The organism is Actinoplanes couchii (assembly GCF_016862075.1).
In the GTDB taxonomy this organism is placed as follows: Bacteria; Actinomycetota; Actinomycetes; order Mycobacteriales; family Micromonosporaceae; genus Actinoplanes; species Actinoplanes couchii.
Genome location: NZ_BOMG01000129.1, coordinates 1 through 19,724, shown reverse-complemented (window position 1 = coordinate 19,724; position 19,724 = coordinate 1). Strand labels below are relative to the sequence as shown.

The window sequence follows — 19,724 nt, the reverse complement described above, 5'->3', positions numbered from 1 at the left end:
GCGAACTATACACACGGGTTTATAGACCTCAGGTGAGGAGCCGCTCGGTGACCTCCCAGAGGCGGCGGGCCTGCACCGGGTCGAGCATCGCCGAGTTCGCGTCCGACGGGATGTTGTCCGCGGTGAGTGGGCGGACGGTGTCGTCCAGCGGCGCGACGTCGTTGTCCTTCAGATACCGGCCGCCGATGCCGTCGAGCACCGGGCTCACCGCACCGAACACCAGGGTCGCGGCACCCTGGGCCACCGTCTTCTTGCCGGCGGCCGGGTCGACGATCGTCGTGCCGTGCTCGTCGACGAGCCCCTGGGCCCGGTAGGACGGGATCTGGTCCGGGCGGTGCGGACCGGGCCCGATCACGACCCCGGGGTGCGCCGCGAAGGCGCGGATGCCGTCGCCGGCGTACCTGCGGTCGAGTTCGACGGTGAACAGGACGTTCGCCCGCTTGGCCTGCCCGTACGCCGCCCCGGGGTCGTAGCCGGTGGCGAAGGCCAGGTCGTCCCAGCGGATCTCACCGAACCGGGCGGCCCCCGACGTCACGGTCAGCACCCGGGCACCCCCGGCCTGCCGCAGCGCCGGCAGGAGCGCCCGGGTGAGCTGGAAATGGCCCAGATGCGACGTCGAGAACGACAGCTCGTTCCCGCGGGCGTCGAGTCGCCGTTCCGGGTTGAACAGCGGCGTGGCGTTGTTCACCAGGGCGTGCAGCGGCCGTCCGGCCGCCGTCCACCGCGCCGCGAACGCCGCGATCGAGGCGGGGTCGGTGAGGTCGAGCTGTTCCACCCGGGCTCCGCCGACGTCCCCGAGCGCCGCCCGCGCCCGCTGCGGGTCTCGGGCGGCGACGGTCACCGACGCGCCCGCGGCGGCCAGCGATCGGGTGACCTCCCGGCCGAGCCGGCCGTGCCCGCCGGTGACGATCACCTCCCGGCCCGTGAGGTCGACACCGGCGAGAACGTCGTCAGTGGTGGAGGCGGCGGTGAACCCGCTGCCGATGGGGTGCTGGTCGTCGATCACGACGGTGTCTCCTCGGCGGGATCCGATGGTGCCGGTCACTTGGACTCGATCTGACCGATCGGCTCGGCAGACGTGGCGCTGACCTCGGACCAGGCCTTGTCGTCGACACCGAGGACGGACTTCAAGAAGGCGGTCGTCGTACGCCGGACCAGCTCGACCCGCTCCGGGCTCTCGTCGGTCGTGACGGTCGACGAGTAGTCCTGGATGCCGCCCAGCAGGTGCTCGCCGCCGAACAGGGTGACCAGGTGCTGCGCGCCGGGGCTGTAGTGGTAGACGTCGGTGAACCAGTCCGGGCCCCGGCTGGACAGCACCGACTGGTCCTTGTCACCGGCGACGACGATCGACGGAGTGGTGAGCCGGCTGAAGTCCGGGCTCATGAAGGCGAAGTTCTGCTGGGCGAACGGGGTCAGGTCGCCGCGGTTGAGGCCGGTGGTGGACAGCAGCACTCCGGCTTTCACCCGGCTGTCGGTGCGGTCCTCGCCGGGGTTGCCGTCGGCGTCCAGGACGCGGGCGCCCAGCAGCATGCCGACGGACTGCCCGCCCCAGGAGTGACCGGCGACGGCGAGACGCTCCTTGTCGACGCGGCCGGTCAGGCCGGGCACCGCAGCGATGATGGTGTCCAGTTCGTCGAGGACGTGCACGAGGTCGTCGACCCGGGTCTGCCAGATCGTCGGGTAGCGGGGGTCGGCCGGCGTCAGCCCGAGCGTCGCGGAGTCCAGGAAGGTGGGCTGCACGACGACGAATCCGTTGGCCGTCCAGTGGTCCACCAGCGGGTCGGCCGCGGTCATCGACTGGCTGAATCCGTGCGCGAAGACGATCACCGGAAGGTCCGTTCCGGCGGCCGGTGCGGTGATCCGGACCTGGAGGTCGTCGCCGCGGCCGGGGGCGGGCAGGGTCACCGGTCGGGCGCTGATGACCTGGGTGTTCGACATGGTTTTCCGATCGTGAGAGGAACCGCCGACCCGAAACGGATCGTCGTTCCGCAAACGATACGGAACGCCGATCCGCTTTGTCGAGTGAAACGGATCACCGTTCCGTTCCGGCGTCGGGCATGGGCTTGTCGCCGACGGGGGAGTCGCCCTTGACGACGTAGACCTCCCATGGCTCGTTGCCGGGCCCGCGGACCCACACCTTGTCCTGAAGTGCGTGGCAGCACTCGGTGTCGTCCTCGGTCAGGGTGATCAGGCCGGACTCGGTGAGCCGGGTGGTCGCCGCGTCGACCTGTGCGGTGCTGTCGACCTCGACGCCGAGGTGATCCATCACGGTCGCCTGGCCGGGCTCACCCTCGAGGAGAACGAGCTTGAGCGGCGGCTCGGCGATCGCGAAGTTCGCATAGCCGGGACGGCGCTTGGCCGGCTCGGCACCGAACAGCTTCGAGTAGAACGCGACCGACGCCTCCAGGTCCGAGACGCGCAGTGCGAGCTGGACACGGGACATGAAGCACCTCCATGTTGTCTAGATGATTCTCTAAGCAGCTTGCATCTCCATCTAGAGACCTGTCAACCTAGAGAGGTGTCTAGTCAACAGAACGCGGAGTGCTGCGAACCGACGCTCAGCGAAGCGCTGTCCCCGGACCGCGCGGCCGAGCTGGCCCGCTCGTTCAAGGTCCTCGGCGACCCGGTCCGGCTGCGGGTGCTGTCACTGATCGCCGCCCGCAGAGGCGGCGAGGTCTGCGTCTGCGACATCACCGACGCCTTCGACCTGACCGGCCCCACGATCTCCTACCACCTGCGCCAACTGCGCGAAGCCGGCCTCGTCGACTGCGAACGCCGCGGCACCTGGGTCTACTACTGGATCATCCCGGCCAAACTCGGCCTGCTCTCCCAGTTCCTCGACCCCGCCGACACCGTCACCCCGACGGCCGGGGCGTGAACCTGGCCCGGCGGGCCACCGCCGAGCTGGCCGGCACCGCCCTGCTGGTCGCCGCCGTGATCGGCTCCGGGATCGCCGCGACCCGGCTCTCCCCGCACGATGTCGGGTTGCAGCTGCTGGAGAACGCGATCGCGACCGCTCTCGCACTGGGCGCGCTGATCCTGACCTTCGGCCCGGTCTCCGGCGCCCACTTCAACCCGATCGTGTCCGCCGCCGACTGGTGGTCCGGCCGCCGCACCCGCACCGGCCTGACCAGCCGCGACCTGGCCGCCTACCTCGCGGCACAGACCGTCGGCGCGATCAGCGGAGCGGTTCTGGCGAACCTGATGTCCGACCTGCCCGCCGTCACCCTGGCCCACACGGTCCGCGGCGGCGGGCACCTCTGGCTGGCCGAGACCACCGCGACCTTCGGCCTGGTCCTGCTCATCGCCGCGCTCACCCGATCCGGGCGCACCGGCGCCGCCCCGGCCGCGGTCGGCGCCTACATCGGCGCCGCCTACTGGTGGACATCCTCGACCAGTTTCGCGAACCCGGCCGTCACCGTCGGCCGGATGTTCAGCGACACTTTCGCCGGGATCACCCCGGCCTCCGTTCCCGGCTTCGTCGCCGCCCAGATCATCGGCGGCGTGCTCGCGCTCGCCGCCGTCGCCTGGTGGTTTCCTCTTCCAGGCCGCCCGATCCCGATCGCCGCACCGTGACCACGACAAGCACCGGCATCCGGATCGTCGCGATGGCCGACGAGCACGCCGCGCAGGTCCTGGAGATCTACCGGCTCGGCATCGCCACCGGCAACGCCACCTTCGAGACCGAACCACCCACCTGGGACCGGTTCACCACCACCCGCCTGCCCGGGCACCGTTTCGCCGCCCTCGACGCCGACGGCAACGTGCTCGGCTGGGTTGATTGCAGCGCAGTGTCCGACCGCTGTGTCTACACCGGCGTCGTCGAGCACTCCGTCTACGTCCACCCCGACCACAGCGGCCACGGCATCGGCCGGGCCCTGCTCGACACGCTGATCACGGCCACCGAGAACGCCGGGATCTGGACCGTCCAATCCGGGATCTTCCCCGAGAACACCGCGAGTCTGGCCTTGCACGCCGCCTGTGGCTTCCGCACCGTTGGCACACGCACACGCGTCGGCAGACATCACGGCACCTGGCGCGACGTCATCCTCGTCGAACGCCGCAGCACCCTCATCACCTGACCACCGGAGAAGAAGACCCGTGACCGCCACACCCAGCGTACTGTTCGTCTGCGTCCACAACGCCGGCCGCTCCCAGATGGCCGCCGGCTGGCTGCGCCACCTCGCCGGCGACCGCGTCGAGGTCCGCTCCGCCGGATCCGCACCCGCCGACCGGATCAACCCCGTCGCCGTGCAGGCCATGGCCGAAGCCGGCATCGACATCACCGCCGAACAGCCCAAGAGACTCGACCACGCCGCCGTCGAGGTCAGCGACGTCATCATCACCATGGGCTGCGGCGACACCTGCCCGATCTTCCCCGGCAAACGCTACGAGGACTGGAAACTCGACGACCCGGCCGGCCAGGGCATCGACGCCGTACGCCCGATCCGCGACGCCATCCGCACCCGCATCGAGCAACTCCTCACCGAACTCGACATCCGCTCGTCTTGAGGGCTACGGCTGTTCGGGCGTGCAGTTGTCCGACCATCCGTTGTCTCCTGGGCCGGTCACCTGCACGGTGTATTCGTCGGTCTCCGCGCCGGAGGAGTCGATGAAGAACTGGACGAACTGGTCGTCCACCTTGGTGAAGAAGCAGTTGATGCCGGTTGCCGGGCGGGTTGTCCCGGGCGGCACGGCGGAGTTCGGGCTCGACTTCCAGCCGTCCTCGACGAGGGCCTTCTCGTAGAAGGTGACGATCTCGGTGCGCGTGATCCCGCTGCGATAGCCACGCGATGCGTACGCGTAGCCGTCGAAGGAACTGCAGGCGTAGGAGCTTTCCGTCTGTGTGGAAGCCTCTGGCCGAACCTCGAGAATCGGTAGCTCGTTCAGCTTCTCGGAGAGCGAGCAGTATTCTTTGCCGTCCCGGAAAGCGCAGCCGGCAAGAGCGCTCGTCGACAATGAAACGACGGCTGCGAGAGCGAACGACCGGAGCCGGGCCGGTTGTCGGCTCATCGGGCGTCGAGCTGCTCGCGGATCGGGGCGGCGAGGCGGGCGAGGGCCGCGCCGAGCTGGCGTTGCTGGGCGGCGGTGAGCGGGTCGAACACCAGCTGACGGACCCGCTCGACGTGGGCCGGGGCGCTGTCGGTGACCTTGCGCAGGCCGTCGTCGGTCAGGGTGGCGAGGGTGTAGCGGCCGTTGCCGGGGTCGGGATGCCGGCTGACCCACCCCTGTCGCTCGAAACGGACCATCAGTTTGGACAGCCGGGGCAGTGTGCTGTCGCACTGGGCGGCCAGGTCGCTGAGGCGCATCGTGCGCGTCTCGGTCATGGACAAGCGGGCCATGACGCTGTACTCGAAGTTCGAGATGCCCTCGTCGCGTTCCAACTGGCGGTCCAGCAACGCGGGCAGCGCGATGACCACGGTGCGCAGGTCCTCCCACACCTTCTGCTGATCGTCGTCGAGCCACTGCGGAGAGCCGGTCATGGAGGCAGCTTACGCGACCCATTTGACTTGCCTGGGCAAGTGAGCAACACTCCTTCTCACTTGCCCAGGCAAGTCAAATGACCGCCTGCCCGCACCAGGAGACACCCATGAAGGCGATTCGCTACCACGAGTTCGGCACCACCGACGTCCTGCGCCACGAGGAGATCGAACGCCCGGTCCCCGGGGCCGGACAGGTTCTCGTCCGGGTCGCGGCCACCTCGTTCAACCCCGTCGACGCCCACGTCCGGCTGGGCGTGCTGGCCGAGATGATCCCCACCCCGCTGCCGATCACCCCCGGCCTCGACCTCGCCGGCACCATCGCCGAACTCGGTGAGGGCGTCACCGGGCTCAGCGTCGGCGACCCGGTCATCGCGATGTTCCCCCTCGACGAGCACGGCGGAGCCGCCGAGTACGCGCTCGTCGCCGCTGACCTGGTCACCCCGGCACCTCGCGGCATCACCCTGGCCGACGCCGCCGCGCTGCCGCTGTCCGGGCTCGCCGCCCGGCAGGCCGCCGTCGAACTCGCCGGCCTCACCGCCGGGCAGACCGTCCTGGTCAACGGGGCCGGCGGCGCGGTCGGCAGCATCGTGGTCCAGCTCGCCGTCGCGGCCGGCGCGACGGTGACCGCCGTCGACAGCGGCCCGCACGCCGACCGCCTGACCGGCTACGGCGCGGCGAACGTCGTCGGCCCCCTGGATCTCGACGCCGGCCCGTCCGCCGTCGGCGGCCCCTTCGACGTGGTGCTCAACCACGTCCGCCTGGCCCCCGAGGACCTGCCGAAACTCACCCCGTACGCCGCTGACGGCGGCATCGTGGTCAGCTCCGCCGGCCCGGTCCCGGCCGACGAGACCCGCTCGGTACGTACCGCAGGGGTCTGGGTCGTCCCGAACGCCGCGCATCTCGCCGACCTGGTCGACCGCATCGACGCCGGCACCCTGACCCTGCACATCGCGGCCCGTCGCCCCCTGGCCGACCTGCCGGCCGTCCACGAGGAGGCAGCCGCCGGCAAGCTCCCCGGCAAGACCGTCATCACCGTCGCCTGACCGCAGCCCCGGCGCCCACCGTCACGCCATCCGGTGGGCGCCGAGCGTCCGCCGGGCCGCCCAGATGTGGATGCACAGGCCGACACCCCAGCCCACGATCGACCACAGCGGCCGGAAGAACGTCTCCGGGGTGGCGTAATACCAGGTGAAGACCGGCCGATTCGCTGGGGTTGACCGACAGGCACATCATCGGGCCGGGTGGCGAGACCGTCTCGGTCACCGCGGGTGTGATCACGTTCACCGCCGTGGTCCGGCTGGACACCGCACGCGAGGTCGACCACCAGCGGCACGGCGGGATCCTGCCCTACGTGTTACGGCACCCCGGCTGACAGGATGGTGCGGTGATCGCGGGTTTCGAGGTTGAGATCGGCTGGGCGGAATCGGCGTGGCACCGTCGGATCGTCGACGTTCGGCCGCTCACCGGTGGTTGGACGTCGACCATGCTGGCCCTGACCGCGGACGACGGTGAGCGTGCGGTCCTGCGGCTGATGACGAAGGAACCGTGGCGGCGGCATGCGGCCGGGCTGCTCACCAGAGAAGCGACCGTGCAGCGGCAACTACACGGCTCCCGTATTCCAGTGCCGCGGAGCATCGCCCTCGACCCGCCGGCTCATCTGATGTCGTGGCTTCCCGGAAATCTCCGCTTGGACTCCGCCGCGGAGGACGTCCTGGAGGTGATGGCGCAGACGCTTGCCGACATTCATCACTTCGATCCCGGGCTGGACAGGCCCCGGCTCTACCAATCATGGGCGCCGCCCGGTAAGCGGGTCATCGTGCCGTGGATGCGACGGCCGGAGCTGTGGGGTCAGGCTTTCGAGCTGCTGGAACAGCCCGCACCCGCTTATGCCGGTACGTTCCTGCACCGCGACTTCCACCTGGGCAATCTGCTGTGGTCGCGGGGGCACATCAGTGGCGTGGTCGATTGGGTCGAGACATCGTGGGGGCCGGCAGATCTGGATGTCGCGCATGCAGCCACCTATCTGGCCATGTTGCACGGCATCGAGGCGTCAATCAGATTCACGGACGCGTACCGCCGCCGCACTGGCGATCGAAGCGACGAGGAACAGTGCCGGTACTGGAACGTCCTGGACATCGTCGGCTATCTGCCGGACCCGGTGAAGGTGGTCCAGCCATGGCGTGACTCCGGGCTGGACATCACCGACGATCTCGCTCGCCGCCGCCTCGAACAGCGCCTCGAGCACGTCCTCCGGGCCGGGCTCAACTCCCGGTAGCAGGGCCCCTTCAAAAGTGTCGTCACGTTGTGCTGTTCTATGGCTCCGGGTGGTGTTGGAGCGCCGTGGTGAACCAGGTGAAGACCGGTGCGAGTGTCGTCATGGTGGGTGAGCCGTTGATGGTGGCGATCAGGTGCCAGTACCGTTCCACCCGCGGATCGTTGGCGATGCTCAGCCGGATCCCGATCTTGGCGCGGTACTCGGAACTGTCGGCGGTTCCGAAGGTGTCCGCGTAACGAGCGACCAGCTCGGAAACCACCGGCCCGGCCTGCGCCGACGCGGGCTGGATCCCAGCGGCGATCACCGCCGTGACCTGGTCCCGGACATGGTTGGTCAGCTCGTGGTGCAGCCCGGTCCGGTCGCCGTCGGCGCGCTCGGCCGCCTGATGCTCGGCCATCCGCCGGACACTGGCTTTGAAGTCGTCGTCCTGCACCAGTTCCGCCAATTCGATCCAGGACTCGACCTGCTCGGCGGTCGGCTCGTCCGGCAGATCCGGCATCGCCGACCGCAGCAGCTCCAGCAGGTCGGAGTTGGCGTCGACGTTGCCGAACGTACTGTCGACGAAGTCGTCGATGAGCCGGTGACGTTCGGCCTCGGACAGTTGCACGATACGGTGCATGAGCTTCATCTCCTCAGGGCTGGAGTTCCGTTTCGCCGCCGCACGAAGAATCGCCCGCCGCAGGCGGAGAACCCGGATCTGCAGGTCAAGCGCCTCGGCGTGGGCTGTTACGGCCTGTGCCAGAGTGATCTCATCGGCGAGCACCCGATCAATGCTGGCCAGATCGACACCCAGCTCACGCAAGGTGCGGATGAGGTCGAGGCGCGCGACCGCGGTCAGGTCGTAACGACGGTGGTTGGCGGAACTGCGGTGTGTGGGCGGCAGAACGCCGGCGTCGGAGTAGAACCTGATCGTGCGTACCGACAATCCGGTTCGCCGAGCCAGATCCCCGATCGAGTACAACGTCCTGTGATCCACGTCGAACACCCTCCAACCTCCACCAGGTGGAGATGCAACCCGTTGTTCATTCCGCAGGAGGACGGCGGCGTGACAGAGCGAGCCGGCGCCGGACCGGGTCGATGTCCGTGATGGTGACGGTTACCTCGTCGCCGATCTGGACCGCCTCGTCGGGTGTCTCGATGGGCGTGTCGGAGAGTTCGCTGAGGTGGATCAGGCCATGGATGCCGCCTTCGACGCGGACGAACGCTCCGAAGGGCACCAGCTTGGTGACCGTGCCGTGCAGGATCTGCCCGACGTGCGAGGTGGAAGCGAAGTCCAGGAAAGGATCGGGCTGGGTGGCGCGCAGCGACAGACGGGCCTCGCCGTTGGTGGTGTCGAAGGCGCGGAATTCGCAGACGACGTGCTCTCCTACGGAGATCACCTCGGACGTGTCCTCGAACCAGTGCCAGGACAGTTCGGGGATGGTGATGAACCCTACGCCGGGAAGGGTGGGGTGTTCCGGCCCGTCGTCCAGGTCCACGAAGACACCGAAATTCTCGATGGCCGCCACGGTGCCCGCCAGGTGCTGTCCCGGCTGAAGCGCTTTAAGGAAGGCCCACAGCTGTGGATGCTCGGTTGCCGACCGGGAGAGCAGGATCTGGCATCTCGGGTGATCGACGGCGAGGACTGCGGTGGAGACCCGGTCGCCGGCCTGAAGGCTCGCGCCGGATGATCGCCGGGAGTAGTCCAGGCTGCCGATGAAGCCGATGGGGGCTTCGGGGAAGCCGTCGAGCAGGATCACCGCACCCGACCGCGTGACTTCCGCAACGGTTCCCGCCAGGGTGTCCCCGACGCTCACCGTCGCCATGAACGCGGCGCGGGATCGGTCGTCTTCCATCTTCCGCATGATTCCAGGCCGCTGGGTGATCGACCCCAAGGGTCGGCTTCTCGGAGGTGATCACGCTGGTGTCGACTTCAGGCCGTCGAGGTGGCGGTCGAGAACCTGTACTGCCCAGTCGGTGCCGTCCGTGGCGTCCTGTCTGACCAGGTGCAGGGCCAGGCCGTCGGTCATGGCGTGGAGCCGGTCGGCTTCGAGCGGGACGTCCGTGGGGCTGACTCCCCGGGCCAGCACCACGCGTTCGCACAGGTTCCAGATCGCCTGATGTGCGTCTCGGTAGGTGCCGGCGAGGGTGGGGTCGGTCATCGCGGCGGTGCCGAGGGCCAGGAACGCCTCCATCTCCAGGCGCCGCTGCTCGTCCAGGGGCACCAGTTCCAGCAGCGCCCGGCGGGCCCAGTGGCGGTCGTCCTCGGGTATCGCGGCGACTCTGGCCAGGACGCGCTCGACGATCATCTCGTAGGCCCGGATCCGCACGCTGGCCTGGGTGGGGAACGTGTAGCGCAGCGAACTCGGGGGGAGGCCGGCCTCGGCGGCGATCCTGCGCACCGACAGGCCGGGCAGACCGTCCCGGACCAGCACCTTCCAGGCCGCTTCGGAGACCAGACGGCTGCGTTCTTCGGCGTCGAGGATGCGAGGCATACCACGATAGTCGCACAGTCGTACGGAAACGTGCTACAAAGGTTTTGGCACAGTCGTACGAGAACGAGGGTGGGGTTCCGCGATGGCGTGGATCGTGTTGATCGGATCAGGGGTGCTGGAGGCCGTCTGGGCCACCGCCCTCGGTGAGACGAAGGGGTTCAAGCGCCCGGGCCCGACCACCGTCTTCGTGGTGGCGCTCGTGCTGAGCATGGCGGGGCTGGCCTACGCCATGCAGACACTGCCCACCGGCACCGCCTACGCGGTGTGGGTCGGCATCGGCGCCGTGCTCACCGTCGTGGCCACCGCGGTGCGCGGCCAGGACCGGCTGACCCCGGTGCGTGCGGCACTGCTGGCCGGCCTGATCGGCTGTGTCATCGGGCTGAAGGTGGTGAGCTGACATGGCGTGGATCGTTCTTGTCGTCAGCGCGCTGCTCGAAGCTGTCTGGGCCACCGCCCTGGGCGCCAGCGACGGTTTCACCAACCTCGTACCCTCGCTGGTCTTCGCCGGGACGCTGGTCGTGAGCATGGTGACCTTGGCGTACGTCGTGAAGCACATCCCGATGAGCGTCGCCTACGCGATCTGGAGCGGCCTCGGTGCCGCCTTCACCGTCGCCTGGGCGATGATCACCGGAGGTGAGGCCGTCAGCGTGCTCAAGGTCGTGTTCCTGGCCGGCATCATCGTGTGCATCGCCGGACTCAAACTGCTCAAACCGCCCGCTCCCGCGTTGTGACGCGCTCGGGCTGGGTATAGACGCGGCGCTGGAGAAGAAACTGCGAAGGAGCGCCGGTGCCGTACCCCGAGAAGTGGATCGTTCTGCTCCCGGTGTTCAAACCGGGCCCGCATCTGTCCGAACTGGTTACCGGGCTGCTCGCCGAGCTTCCCGAGCCGGCCCGGGTGGTGATCGTCGACGACGGTACCGGGCCGGCCGCCGACGATCGGCTGGCGGAGGTCGAGGCGCTGGGCTGCACGGTGCTGCGGCTTCCGGTCAACCGGGGCAAGGGTGTGGCGCTCAAGGCCGGGTTCCGGCACATCCTGTCCGCGTTTCCGGGGTTCGCCGTGGTCTGCGCCGATGCCGACGGCCAGCACAGCGTGCACGACATCCGCGCGGTCGCCGACCGGGGCGAACCCGGGCACATCGTTCTGGGGGTGCGCCGCTTCGACGGGATGCCGCCGCGCAGCCGGATCGGCAACACCGTCACCCAGGCCGTGTTCCGGAAGGCTACCGGCCGGACCGTCACCGACACCCAGACCGGGCTGCGGGCCTACCCCGCCGACCTGATCGGGCAGCTCTGCGCGGTGGACGGTGAGCGCTTCGAGTACGAGATGAACGTACTGCTGCACGCCGCGGCCACCGGGCACCCGATCGACGAGGTGCCGATCCCGGCCACCTACCTCGGCGACAACGAGGGCTCGCACTTCAGCGGCCTCACCGATTCGGCGCGCATCTACCTCCCGCTGCTGCGCTACGCCCTGCTCAACCGGCGGGTCACTGCGGACTGATCGGCTGCTCCCGCCGGACCCGCACCCCGTTACATTTGCGGTCGTGGATGTTGAGCAGGACTTGGGCACCGGTCCTCGACGTCGGGTTCGACCAGCGGGTGCCGGTGCACCGGCTGCTGCTGTTCGGCACGCAGCACCTGGTCACCCTGTCGGCGATCTGGGTCTTCCCGGTACTGATCGGCGTGACGCTCGGACTCGGCGGCGACGACGTCAGCCACCTGATCCAGGCCTCGTTCCTGCTCGCCGGGATCGTCACCGTCGTACAGTCCAGCCGGGTCGTGCGGCTGCCGATCGTGCAGGGCCCGACGGCGGCGTTCTTCGCGGCGCTGCTCGCGGCCGGTGCGACATACGGGCTCGGGGCGGCGTTCGGGTCGATGGTCGTCGCCGGGCTGATCTTCATGCTGCTGTCGCTGCCGATCGGGCGGCTGGGGGTGCTGACCCACGTGGTCCGGTTCGCCGCCGAACCGCTCGTGTACGGGACGCTGTGCCTCATCATCGGCGCCCAGCTCGCCACCCTCGGACTGCCGAACTGGTTCGGAGCAGAAGGCGAACCGGCGTACGGCTGGAAACTGTTCGGAATCGGTCTGGCCACCCTGCTCGTGGTGGTGGCGTGCCTGCTGTTCGGCGGCGACACCATCGTGAAACGGGCGGCCGTCCTGATCGGGATGCTCGCCGGAACGCTGCTCGCCCTCGCATTCGGGTTGTGGAGCCCGCCGGCACTCGGCGGAACCGTTCTGGTCGGGCCACCGGCCTGGCTGCCGTTCGGTTTCGACGTGCGCTGGCCGGCCGTACTGCTGATGCTTCTCGCCTTTCTCGAATCCAGCGCCGAAGCCGTCGGAATGTACGCGCTGGTGTCCCGGTGGGGCGGCGTCACCCTGACCCGGACGCGCATCACCCGCGGACTGTTCACCGAATACGCCGGAACCGTGGCCGGCGCCCTGTTCGGCGGAGTCGGAACGGCCACCTATCCGGAGAACGCGGGAATCGTCCGGGTGTCGCGGATCGGCAGCCGATACGTGACGATGACCGCCGGGCTGATCGCGATCGCCCTCGCCTTCGTGCCTGTTCTGGCGACCTTCGTCGCGGGACTACCGGGCGCGGTTCTGGCCGCGGCGTCCACAGTGTTGTTCGGCATCATCGCGTTGAGTGGCGTACAGATGATGTCGGGGGTGGAATGGGACGATCTGAACCTCACCGTGGCGGCGACCGCGTTCATTCTCGCGCTCGGCGGGCAATGGTTGCCGGAATCGATGGTGGCGACGATGCCGGACTGGGTGCGGGCGGTGGTGACGACGCCGATGATGTTCGGCGCGGTGCTGCTGATCGTGCTGAACGCGCTGATCAACCACGGGTTGCGGCGGGTGCTCGGCCGATGACGACGCTGCGGGTCAACGAGCAGCAGTTGGCTTTCCTGTCGATGGTGGCGGCGCGGGAGAATCGTACGGTCGCGGAACTGGTTGTTTCCGCTGTTGCGGCCGCACCCGCGTTCACCGGCTCTTCCGGATCACGGCCGCCGATTCCGGCCCGGGGGCACGTGCTCGAACCGGGGACGGGAAAAGCGTTCGCAGTGCCGGCGGGGCACGTCCTGCGCGTCGAACAGATCGCGGGCGGCCAATGCGTTGACCTGAACGTGTTCAACCTGCACGACCGCCGGGAACGGCTGCACGCCGGCCGTACCCGCGGAATGCAGGGACCACATCCGGGCCTGGGCGATGTGCTCTGGTCGAACGCACCGTGGGAACGCCCGATCATGGCGATCGTGGCGAGCACGACCCGGACCGACACGACGTTTCCGTTCTGCAGCCGGCTGATCTACCGCGCGATATTCGGCGTTCAGGACCGGACCAACTGCCAGGAGATCCAGAACGAGGCACAACGCGAGTACGGGTTGGCGCCGTGGGAGCTGCACGAATCGGTGAACCTGTTCATGTACACGGCCGACGGCGAGATCCTGCGCAACGAGTCCGGCCCGGGCGACCACATCGTTCTGCTCGCGCTGACGGATCTGCTCGCCGTACCGAACGTCTGCGGCGACGACCTGACCGCGTGCAACAACTTCGGCCTGCGTCCGGTGTCGGTTTCGGTCACGCCGGGCAGCGCGGCGGAGCTGTCACTCGGTCAGGAAGCGGTGGCCCGGGCCGCCGGCCTGGGGCTGCCGGAGCCCCAGCACCTGCCCGCACCGCAACCACTGCACGCGGACCCGTCGTACGAGCCCGCGTTCCCCTACCTGCCACAGCTGGCCGAGGTGCTCGTGCCGGTGCGCTACGACGAGGCGCGCATCGCGGACGCCGCGCTCCGTGACATCGTCCTGACCTGGGCGATCGCCCGTCTCGGCACCTTCGGCGGTTAGCCGTCCGCTGCTCGTCGCCGCGCGGTCAGTCCCGCTTGTGCCGGGTACCCAGGCCGCCGACGGAATTCCCGGACGTCAGTACGTCGACGAACGCCGCCTCGATCCGGTGGACAGGCGGTTCCCCGCTAGCGGACGTGTCGACCTCGATGACCGCATCGACGCCGTCGGGGGGGCGCGAACTTCGCCCGCTCCATGTCGCCTCGTTCGAACGCCGCCGCCATCTGCTCGTCCACGGCCCAGCCCTTCGCCGCCCGAACACGCAAGCGGGCACCGACGACCGCCTCGTCAGCAACCACGTGGACGGCGAGCACTCGCGCCTGACACTCGTGCAGCCCGTCCAGCAACTCCCGCGACAGCACCGAGGATTCCACCACGAGACCGACCCCGGACGACGCCAGAACGCGTGCCGCCTGAACCATCGCCGCCTCGGCGCGGCGGCTGAAGGGTCCACCGGCGACAAAGAAATCGGGGTCGATCCGCACCGTCGCGTCGTCCGCCGACGCGGCTGAGGACAGGCCGAGCCCAGCCTTGATCTCGTCCCGGGCCAGCAGCGGTACCCCGAGGTGAGCCGCCACCGCGGCGGCGACGGTGCTCTTCCCGGCCCCCGGCGATCCGCACACGGCAACCACGACGCAGCGGTCTGTCTTCGGCATCCGCCGATCCTGCCAGAACCGATCCGGCCCGTACCGGGCAGCCACACCGAGACGTCAGCCCTCTGTCTCAACCGCCGAACCGGCTGGTACGCGGGCCGTGTGTCATCAGAACCAGGTCGCGGTACGGCAGCCGGACCACCTCGTGGCTCACCAGGTCGAGTTGCTGTTCCACGTGGCCCAGCAGCGCAGTCGCCGCGTCGGAGCCGGTGGCCATCACGTCGGTTGTCGAGTGTGTGGCGGCGATGGACGCCGGCATGTAGGTGATCTCTGCGTGCTGCCCACTCAACGTGGGTATGGGGGATCCCGCGTTCCGCGGCATCGTCCTCACTTGATCTGCCATCCGGACGAGCCGCCGCTGCGGATGAGCCCGCAGCGCGAGGATGTCAATCGGATCGTCGGGGCAGCCGGATGGTGAAAGTCGTGGTGGCCTCGTCGGGTTCACTGAGGGTGAGCGTGCCGTGGTGTTGTTCGATGATGGCCCGGGCGAGGGTGAGGCCGAGTCCGGTTCCGGGGATGCCGCCGTGGCGCAGAGTGTCGCTGCGATAGAAGAGTTCGAAGACTCGTTCGTGGTTGTCGGTGGGGATCGGCGGGCCGGTGTTGGAGACCGCGATGGTGACGCTGTGCTGGTGGGCGTGAACCTGGACGCCGATGCGGCTGTCGCCGGGTGCCCAGGTGACGGCGTTGGCGAGTAGTTCGCCGAGAGCATCGCGGAGCCGGTCGGGATCGGCGTCGATGGACACTGTGGGTGGCGTGTCGACGTCGATCGTCGCGCTGGTGCTGGTGCGGATGGTGTCGGCGGCGGCGTGAGCGAGGGGCGCGAGGTCGATGCGGCGTACCACCAGGGCGGTGTGGCCGGCCCGGGTTCCGGCGACGTCGAGCAGTGAGGCGACGAGGTCTTGAAGCTGATGGGCGCGCCGGTCGATGACTTCCAGCATCTGTGCCCGGTCGTCGTCGGTCAGATCGGTCTCGGTGCGTAGGAGTTCGGCGTTGGATTGGATGCCGGTCAGTGGGGTGCGTAGTTCGTGGCCGACCAGGGAGATGTATTCGTCGCGGCTGCGTTCGAGTTCGGTGGTGATCCGTGCGGCGCGGCGGCGTTCGAGGAACTCGCCGACATGGGCGGCGATGCCGGTCAGCACGGCGGTGCGCATGTCGTCGGGAGTTTCGTGCAGGTCGCTGTAGAAGATCAGGGTGCCGAGGACGGCGGTACCGCTGGGAATCGGCACGGCGAGGGCGGAGACCAGGGTCTCCCGTCCGCTGTGGTCACGGGTGATGGGATCGGTGGTCAGGTCGGTGACCCAGATGGGCTCGGCCCTCTGCCAGGCCCGGCCGGCGAGGCCCTCGCCTTTGGTGTGCTGCGACTGCTGGGGAACAGCGAGTGACTCGTCGGCATGCCAGCAGTTCTGCCGGCGGGTGACTTTTCCGAGGTCGTCGATGGTCCAGAATTCCACTGCGGCCCAGTTGAGCATGCTGCCGACGAGTTCGACGGCGTTGGCGATGATCATGTCGGCGGGTTCGGGTTTGGCCAGTATCGTCGCGACCTGTAGTTCGCATTGTTTGAGGCGTTCGGCGCGGCGTTGCAGGGTGATCTCGTGCATGGCGAACAAGGCGGTCAGCCGGTCGGCGAGTGTCACGGGTCGGCCGTTGACCAGGAAGTGGCGGACCGGACGGCCGGGCTGCCGGATCAGGATCTCGACGTCACGCAGGTGTTCACCGGCCAGGATGCGGCGGGCGGGGTGCTGGTCGGCGTCGAGCGGCCGGCCGCCGGTGTCGCGCAGTTCGGTCTGTTGTTGCCAGCGGTCGTCAGGTGTCGCTGCCTCGGGTAGGGCGAACAGCGTGCGGGCGGCCTGGTTGTGCAGGATCGTGCGTCCGGAGTCGTCGCAGCCGATCACGATCGCGTCGAGACTGTCCAGGACAGCGCCCAGGGCCTGGTTGTGGGTGACCAGTTGGTGGCGTGCGACGGATTGCGCTTCCATCTCGGGATGGCGAAGTGCCAGGCCCGCGGCCAGATCGAGTTGCGCGGGGTCGTCGAGACGTTCTCGCACGTAGGCGGTGACATCGTCCCAGCGGTGCAGGATCCACGCCAGGGAGCCGTCCGGGTTCAGGACCGGCGCGTTGGTCGGCGCCCAGAACCTGGTCTCGAACCGGTCGGCCTCTCCGGCTGACCGGATGGCGTACCGCTGGATCGGCATGACGTCGACAACCAGGTCGTCGATGACCCGGTGCAGCGAGGCATGGAGGTCGGCGGCGCCGGTGGCGGTGACCTCGGCGGGATCATCGGGAAAGACGTCGAACAGGCTGCGGCCGAGGATGGCGTGCCGGGTGGTGTTCGTGGCCGCCAGGTAGGCGTCGCTGGCCTGCTGGATGGTCAGTTCGGGGTCCAGGACGACCATCGCCACCGGCGCTGCCTCGAACAGGCGTTGGAAATCCAGGTCGTCTGTCGTCTGCACGCTGGCTCCTCTCGGCTGGTGCTTCTGATGACAGCATCGATGCGACCTGTCCGGTACACGGTTCTGTGATATCAAGCCGATGGGTTCACGCTCGGGCGGTGATGCGGCGAAGTGTTTTCGACACTTTGGGCTACTCATACTTTCGGCTAGATTTACGCTCGACCGTTCGGCTATGGTTCTGCTGCCGGACGGACATCCGTCCAGGCAGGGCAACTGGAGGACACCATGACCGCGACATCCACCGAGACGACCGGCACCACGATCGCCGTCTCGCACGACACGATCAGTGACGATCGTGCGCAGGACATCGCGGGTGATCTGATCAACGCCCTGACCGCGATGCCCGCCGGTCACCCGTCCCGCGCCGCGCTGCGGGACCGGACCATCGAGGCGTGGCTGCCGATGGCCCGGCACCTCGCGAAGCGGTATTCCGGCCGGGGCGAGCCGACCGACGACCTCGTGCAGACCGCCACGATCGGACTGATCAAGGCCGTCGACAGGTTCGACGCGAGCCGCGGGGTGGATTTCGCCGGATACGCCATCCCCACCATCCTCGGTGAGATCAAGCGCCACTTCCGGGACCGGACCTGGTCGATCCGGGTACCGCGCCGCTTGCAGGAACTACGGCTGGCCATCACCGAGGCCAACAACACCCTGACCCACAAACTCGGGCGCCCGCCCCTGGTCGCCGACATCGCGGCCCACATCGGCATCACCGAGGAAGAGGTCCTCGAAGGCCTCGAAGGCGCCCGCGCCTACAACGCCACCAGCCTGTCCACGCCGATCGGCCCGGACGGCAGCGCCGAACTCGGCGACACCCTCAGCGACAGCACCGACGACTACGAGGTCGTCGAGACCCGCACCACCCTCGGGCCCGCCCTGGCGATGCTCGACGACCGCGAGCAGAAGATCGTCACCCTGCGCTTCTACGGCAACCTGACCCAGCAGCAGATCGCCGAGCGGGTCGGCATCTCCCAGATGCACGTCTCGCGGCTGCTCACCAAGGCCCTGGCCAAGATGCGCCAGCACCTCGGCACCGAGCTCCTCTGAACTGACGTCCCGCGTTCACCGGAGGTCTTGCCCGGCGGCGAAGGCCTCTCCGAGACTGATACCGACGATCGGTGATCGCCGAGCTGATCTGCAATCTCCCTCGACGGTGTCGGCCAAGCGAGAGAACAGATCCAGTCCGCGGTTGGACAGCCCGTCGGTGCCGAGCCGCACGATGGGCCGGTGACGTTCGGTGCGCTGCCACGATTGCTCCGAGTTCAGCGATGACCTCGAGTTTCCGAGGCGACCACACCCGCGGTTCGGTGCTGCCCACCCCGACGATCCCGCCGCTCATACCGGTGGGGTCCGCAGAGGCGTCACCGCCCACGCCCGCCCCCACGGCACCGCCAATATCAGCTCCTGTTCGTGAGCAGCAGTTCGCTCCCTCGTGGACCGGTCCGCAACGATGCTGACGGCGAGTCTGGGGCCGGCCGGACCGCCGCGACCATGTCGCGCGCCGCGACGTGGCCGCCGTAGCACCCGGTTTCAGCACCTCACGACAGGGGTCGGCAGTCGAAGAGTGCTCCGAAGCCGGGCAGTAATCTAAACTCTGTCGGATCACTTGACACCGAGGGCCTCGCCCCGAGGCCACCGATGGAGAGCAGGCGCGTGCCGATGGTGACGGATGTACCCGAGCCCTCAGCAGAACTACCGGAGTCGGTGCTGGATCCGCAGCGCCTGGCGGCCGTCGCGGCCAGCGGACTGCTGGACACGGCGCCCGAGGGCGCCTTCGACGATCTCGCCCGGCTGGCTCTGGCCATCACCGGGGCGCAGATGGCGTTCTTCACCGTTGCCGACGGGCGGCGCTCGTTCTGGAAGTCGGCGGTGGGGCTGGACACCTCGGCGGGCCGGGAGAACGACATCCGCGACAGCCCCTGTCACATTCTGATCGGCACCGGCCGGGAACTCATCGCGGAGGACGCGGTCACCGATCCGCGTATCGGCCATCTCGCCGCGGTCGACGCGCTCGGGATCGGCGCGTGGGCGGGTTATCCGGTGACCTCACCGGAGGGCCAGGTGCTCGGGGGCTTCTGTGTGATCGACCGGAGCCCCCGGCCTTTCAGCGCCGAGCAGACCCAGGCGCTGCGGACCTTGGCCAGAACGGTGTCCTCCGAGATCGCCCTGCGCCAGGCGTTGCGGCAGGCACAGCATTCCGGGGACGCCTCCGCGGCCCTGGCTCGTACCCTGCAGGACAGTCTGCTTCCGCCTCGGCTGCCCGACGCGCCCGGCCTGGACGTCGCCGCGGTGTACCTGCCGGCCGGCACGGATGCGGGCGAGGTCGTCGGAGACTTCTACGACCTGTTCCGGACCCGCGGACAGAGCTGGTGCGCGGTTATCAGATTCCTCCGTGGATAGTCCGGCCTTCAGGCCGGAGAGGAAACGGACTCCTGCGGAGCGGGTCAGGAATAGCCGATTCGCCGTCAAGGCGGATCGGCGTCAAGGCGGATCGGCGTGCACCCTGATGGGTGACCCGCATGGTCATCTCCGAACAGT

Annotated in this window: 24 protein-coding genes and 1 pseudogene; 14 read left to right on the top strand and 11 right to left on the bottom strand. The window is 68.7% G+C overall.

Translation table 11 applies throughout. The features are described from left to right. Positions 1-28 precede the first annotated feature (28 nt). The 3 genes from Aco03nite_RS49305 to Aco03nite_RS49295 form a co-directional block, all read right to left on the bottom strand. Positions 29-1,045, bottom strand: a complete 1,017-nt coding sequence (locus Aco03nite_RS49305; protein WP_203809583.1) for an SDR family NAD(P)-dependent oxidoreductase — start codon at positions 1,043-1,045, stop codon at positions 29-31. Next, on the bottom strand, positions 1,042-1,938 hold the full coding sequence (locus tag Aco03nite_RS49300; RefSeq protein WP_203809581.1) for an alpha/beta hydrolase family protein: 897 nt from the start codon (positions 1,936-1,938) through the stop codon (positions 1,042-1,044). Before Aco03nite_RS49300 ends, Aco03nite_RS49305 begins: the two co-directional genes overlap by 4 nt. A 94-nt stretch (positions 1,939-2,032) precedes the next feature. Further along, the gene (locus Aco03nite_RS49295; RefSeq protein ID WP_203809579.1) at positions 2,033-2,443 is read right to left on the bottom strand and encodes an ArsI/CadI family heavy metal resistance metalloenzyme; all 411 of its coding nucleotides are present in this window, start codon (positions 2,441-2,443) and stop codon (positions 2,033-2,035) included. A 75-nt stretch (positions 2,444-2,518) separates the two neighbouring features. Here Aco03nite_RS49295 and Aco03nite_RS49290 point away from each other — a divergent pair, with 75 nt between their 5' ends. The 4 genes and pseudogenes from Aco03nite_RS49290 to Aco03nite_RS49275 all read left to right on the top strand — a co-directional run bounded on the left by Aco03nite_RS49290 (position 2,519) and on the right by Aco03nite_RS49275 (position 4,512). Then, positions 2,519-2,878 (top strand): ArsR/SmtB family transcription factor, encoded by a 360-nt coding sequence (locus Aco03nite_RS49290; protein WP_203809577.1) that lies wholly within the window; start codon positions 2,519-2,521, stop codon positions 2,876-2,878. Continuing rightward, positions 2,875-3,549 (top strand): annotated as a pseudogene (locus tag Aco03nite_RS49285) (aquaporin); the annotation flags it as partial. The gene Aco03nite_RS49290 and the pseudogene Aco03nite_RS49285, both read left to right, overlap by 4 nt. A 59-nt stretch (positions 3,550-3,608) precedes the next feature. Further along, a complete protein-coding gene (locus Aco03nite_RS49280) occupies positions 3,609-4,082 on the top strand; it encodes a GNAT family N-acetyltransferase (RefSeq protein WP_203809641.1) in 474 nt (157 codons plus the stop codon). A 19-nt stretch (positions 4,083-4,101) separates the two neighbouring features. After that, on the top strand, positions 4,102-4,512 hold the full coding sequence (locus tag Aco03nite_RS49275) for an arsenate reductase ArsC (protein WP_203809572.1): 411 nt from the start codon (positions 4,102-4,104) through the stop codon (positions 4,510-4,512). Between the two features lie 3 nt (positions 4,513-4,515). On the opposite strand, the gene Aco03nite_RS49270 is transcribed toward Aco03nite_RS49275, so the two are convergent. Together Aco03nite_RS49270 and Aco03nite_RS49265 are read right to left on the bottom strand one after the other, a co-directional pair. Continuing rightward, entirely contained in the window at positions 4,516-4,959 is a 444-nt protein-coding gene (locus tag Aco03nite_RS49270; RefSeq protein WP_203809570.1) for a hypothetical protein, read from the bottom strand. A 50-nt stretch (positions 4,960-5,009) separates the two neighbouring features. Continuing rightward, complete coding sequence (locus Aco03nite_RS49265; protein WP_203809569.1) at positions 5,010-5,483, bottom strand: MarR family winged helix-turn-helix transcriptional regulator; 474 nt, start codon at positions 5,481-5,483, stop codon at positions 5,010-5,012. Positions 5,484-5,590: 107 nt separating this feature from the next. Here Aco03nite_RS49265 and Aco03nite_RS49260 point away from each other — a divergent pair, with 107 nt between their 5' ends. The 3 genes from Aco03nite_RS49260 to Aco03nite_RS49250 all read left to right on the top strand — a co-directional run bounded on the left by Aco03nite_RS49260 (position 5,591) and on the right by Aco03nite_RS49250 (position 7,758). After that, a complete protein-coding gene (locus Aco03nite_RS49260) occupies positions 5,591-6,526 on the top strand; it encodes an NADP-dependent oxidoreductase (RefSeq protein ID WP_203809567.1) in 936 nt (311 codons plus the stop codon). Between the two features lie 170 nt (positions 6,527-6,696). Further along, on the top strand, positions 6,697-6,855 hold the full coding sequence (locus Aco03nite_RS49255) for a hypothetical protein (protein WP_203809565.1): 159 nt from the start codon (positions 6,697-6,699) through the stop codon (positions 6,853-6,855). Positions 6,856-6,867: 12 nt separating this feature from the next. Then, the gene (locus Aco03nite_RS49250) at positions 6,868-7,758 is read left to right on the top strand and encodes a phosphotransferase family protein (protein WP_203809563.1); all 891 of its coding nucleotides are present in this window, start codon (positions 6,868-6,870) and stop codon (positions 7,756-7,758) included. Positions 7,759-7,795: 37 nt separating this feature from the next. On the opposite strand, the gene Aco03nite_RS49245 is transcribed toward Aco03nite_RS49250, so the two are convergent. From Aco03nite_RS49245 to Aco03nite_RS49235, 3 genes are read right to left on the bottom strand one after another with little or no spacing between them, the layout of a single operon-like run. Beyond that, entirely contained in the window at positions 7,796-8,734 is a 939-nt protein-coding gene (locus Aco03nite_RS49245; RefSeq protein WP_203809561.1) for a helix-turn-helix domain-containing protein, read from the bottom strand. 46 nt (positions 8,735-8,780) lie between these two features. Next, on the bottom strand, positions 8,781-9,593 hold the full coding sequence (locus Aco03nite_RS49240; RefSeq protein ID WP_239146072.1) for a S1 RNA-binding domain-containing protein: 813 nt from the start codon (positions 9,591-9,593) through the stop codon (positions 8,781-8,783). Positions 9,594-9,653: 60 nt separating this feature from the next. Next, entirely contained in the window at positions 9,654-10,232 is a 579-nt protein-coding gene (locus Aco03nite_RS49235; protein ID WP_203809558.1) for a TetR/AcrR family transcriptional regulator, read from the bottom strand. An 82-nt stretch (positions 10,233-10,314) separates the two neighbouring features. On the opposite strand from Aco03nite_RS49235, the gene Aco03nite_RS49230 reads away from it, so the two are divergent. From Aco03nite_RS49230 to Aco03nite_RS49210, 5 genes are read left to right on the top strand one after another with little or no spacing between them, the layout of a single operon-like run. Then, positions 10,315-10,629: a DMT family transporter gene (locus Aco03nite_RS49230; protein WP_203809556.1), complete on the top strand. Its 315-nt coding sequence runs from the start codon at positions 10,315-10,317 to the stop codon at positions 10,627-10,629. Between the two features lies 1 nt (position 10,630). After that, positions 10,631-10,963: a DMT family transporter gene (locus Aco03nite_RS49225; protein ID WP_203809554.1), complete on the top strand. Its 333-nt coding sequence runs from the start codon at positions 10,631-10,633 to the stop codon at positions 10,961-10,963. A gap of 56 nt (positions 10,964-11,019) precedes the next feature. Continuing rightward, complete coding sequence (locus Aco03nite_RS49220; protein ID WP_203809552.1) at positions 11,020-11,733, top strand: glycosyltransferase family 2 protein; 714 nt, start codon at positions 11,020-11,022, stop codon at positions 11,731-11,733. Positions 11,734-11,780: 47 nt separating this feature from the next. Continuing rightward, entirely contained in the window at positions 11,781-13,109 is a 1,329-nt protein-coding gene (locus tag Aco03nite_RS49215) for a uracil-xanthine permease family protein (protein ID WP_203809550.1), read from the top strand. Beyond that, on the top strand, positions 13,106-14,083 hold the full coding sequence (locus Aco03nite_RS49210; protein WP_203809548.1) for a DUF1989 domain-containing protein: 978 nt from the start codon (positions 13,106-13,108) through the stop codon (positions 14,081-14,083). Before Aco03nite_RS49215 ends, Aco03nite_RS49210 begins: the two co-directional genes overlap by 4 nt. A 125-nt stretch (positions 14,084-14,208) precedes the next feature. Here the strand turns inward: Aco03nite_RS49210 and Aco03nite_RS49205 are convergent, their stop codons facing one another. The 3 genes from Aco03nite_RS49205 to Aco03nite_RS49195 form a co-directional block, all read right to left on the bottom strand. Next, complete coding sequence (locus Aco03nite_RS49205; RefSeq protein WP_203809546.1) at positions 14,209-14,736, bottom strand: P-loop nucleotide/nucleoside kinase family protein; 528 nt, start codon at positions 14,734-14,736, stop codon at positions 14,209-14,211. 67 nt (positions 14,737-14,803) lie between these two features. Further along, a complete protein-coding gene (locus Aco03nite_RS49200; RefSeq protein WP_203809544.1) occupies positions 14,804-15,022 on the bottom strand; it encodes a hypothetical protein in 219 nt (72 codons plus the stop codon). A 97-nt stretch (positions 15,023-15,119) separates the two neighbouring features. Next, positions 15,120-17,183, bottom strand: a complete 2,064-nt coding sequence (locus Aco03nite_RS49195; protein WP_203809542.1) for an ATP-binding protein — start codon at positions 17,181-17,183, stop codon at positions 15,120-15,122. Positions 17,184-17,408: 225 nt separating this feature from the next. Between Aco03nite_RS49195 and Aco03nite_RS49190 the strand changes: the two genes are divergently transcribed. Both Aco03nite_RS49190 and Aco03nite_RS49185 read left to right on the top strand, forming a co-directional pair. Continuing rightward, a complete protein-coding gene (locus tag Aco03nite_RS49190; protein WP_203809540.1) occupies positions 17,409-18,233 on the top strand; it encodes a SigB/SigF/SigG family RNA polymerase sigma factor in 825 nt (274 codons plus the stop codon). 612 nt (positions 18,234-18,845) lie between these two features. Then, positions 18,846-19,586 (top strand): GAF domain-containing protein, encoded by a 741-nt coding sequence (locus Aco03nite_RS49185; RefSeq protein ID WP_203809538.1) that lies wholly within the window; start codon positions 18,846-18,848, stop codon positions 19,584-19,586. The last annotated feature ends 138 nt before the right edge of the window (positions 19,587-19,724 follow it).

Excerpts from the sequence above, each read along its gene's own strand:
- Aco03nite_RS49300 (WP_203809581.1), bottom strand. The coding sequence starts at position 1,938 with ATGTCGAACACCCAGGTCATCAGCGCCCGACCGGTGACCCTGCCCGCC.
- Aco03nite_RS49295 (WP_203809579.1), bottom strand. The coding sequence starts at position 2,443 with ATGTCCCGTGTCCAGCTCGCACTGCGCGTCTCGGACCTGGAGGCGTCG.
- Aco03nite_RS49280 (WP_203809641.1), top strand. The coding sequence starts at position 3,609 with ATGGCCGACGAGCACGCCGCGCAGGTCCTGGAGATCTACCGGCTCGGC.
- Aco03nite_RS49265 (WP_203809569.1), bottom strand. The coding sequence starts at position 5,483 with ATGACCGGCTCTCCGCAGTGGCTCGACGACGATCAGCAGAAGGTGTGG.
- Aco03nite_RS49260 (WP_203809567.1), top strand. The coding sequence starts at position 5,591 with ATGAAGGCGATTCGCTACCACGAGTTCGGCACCACCGACGTCCTGCGC.
- Aco03nite_RS49240 (WP_239146072.1), bottom strand. The coding sequence starts at position 9,593 with ATGGAAGACGACCGATCCCGCGCCGCGTTCATGGCGACGGTGAGCGTC.
- Aco03nite_RS49235 (WP_203809558.1), bottom strand. The coding sequence starts at position 10,232 with ATGCCTCGCATCCTCGACGCCGAAGAACGCAGCCGTCTGGTCTCCGAA.
- Aco03nite_RS49230 (WP_203809556.1), top strand. The coding sequence starts at position 10,315 with ATGGCGTGGATCGTGTTGATCGGATCAGGGGTGCTGGAGGCCGTCTGG.
- Aco03nite_RS49225 (WP_203809554.1), top strand. The coding sequence starts at position 10,631 with ATGGCGTGGATCGTTCTTGTCGTCAGCGCGCTGCTCGAAGCTGTCTGG.
- Aco03nite_RS49215 (WP_203809550.1), top strand. The coding sequence starts at position 11,781 with ATGTTGAGCAGGACTTGGGCACCGGTCCTCGACGTCGGGTTCGACCAG.
- Aco03nite_RS49210 (WP_203809548.1), top strand. The coding sequence starts at position 13,106 with ATGACGACGCTGCGGGTCAACGAGCAGCAGTTGGCTTTCCTGTCGATG.
- Aco03nite_RS49205 (WP_203809546.1), bottom strand. The coding sequence starts at position 14,736 with ATGCCGAAGACAGACCGCTGCGTCGTGGTTGCCGTGTGCGGATCGCCG.
- Aco03nite_RS49190 (WP_203809540.1), top strand. The coding sequence starts at position 17,409 with ATGACCGCGACATCCACCGAGACGACCGGCACCACGATCGCCGTCTCG.
- Aco03nite_RS49185 (WP_203809538.1), top strand. The coding sequence starts at position 18,846 with ATGGTGACGGATGTACCCGAGCCCTCAGCAGAACTACCGGAGTCGGTG.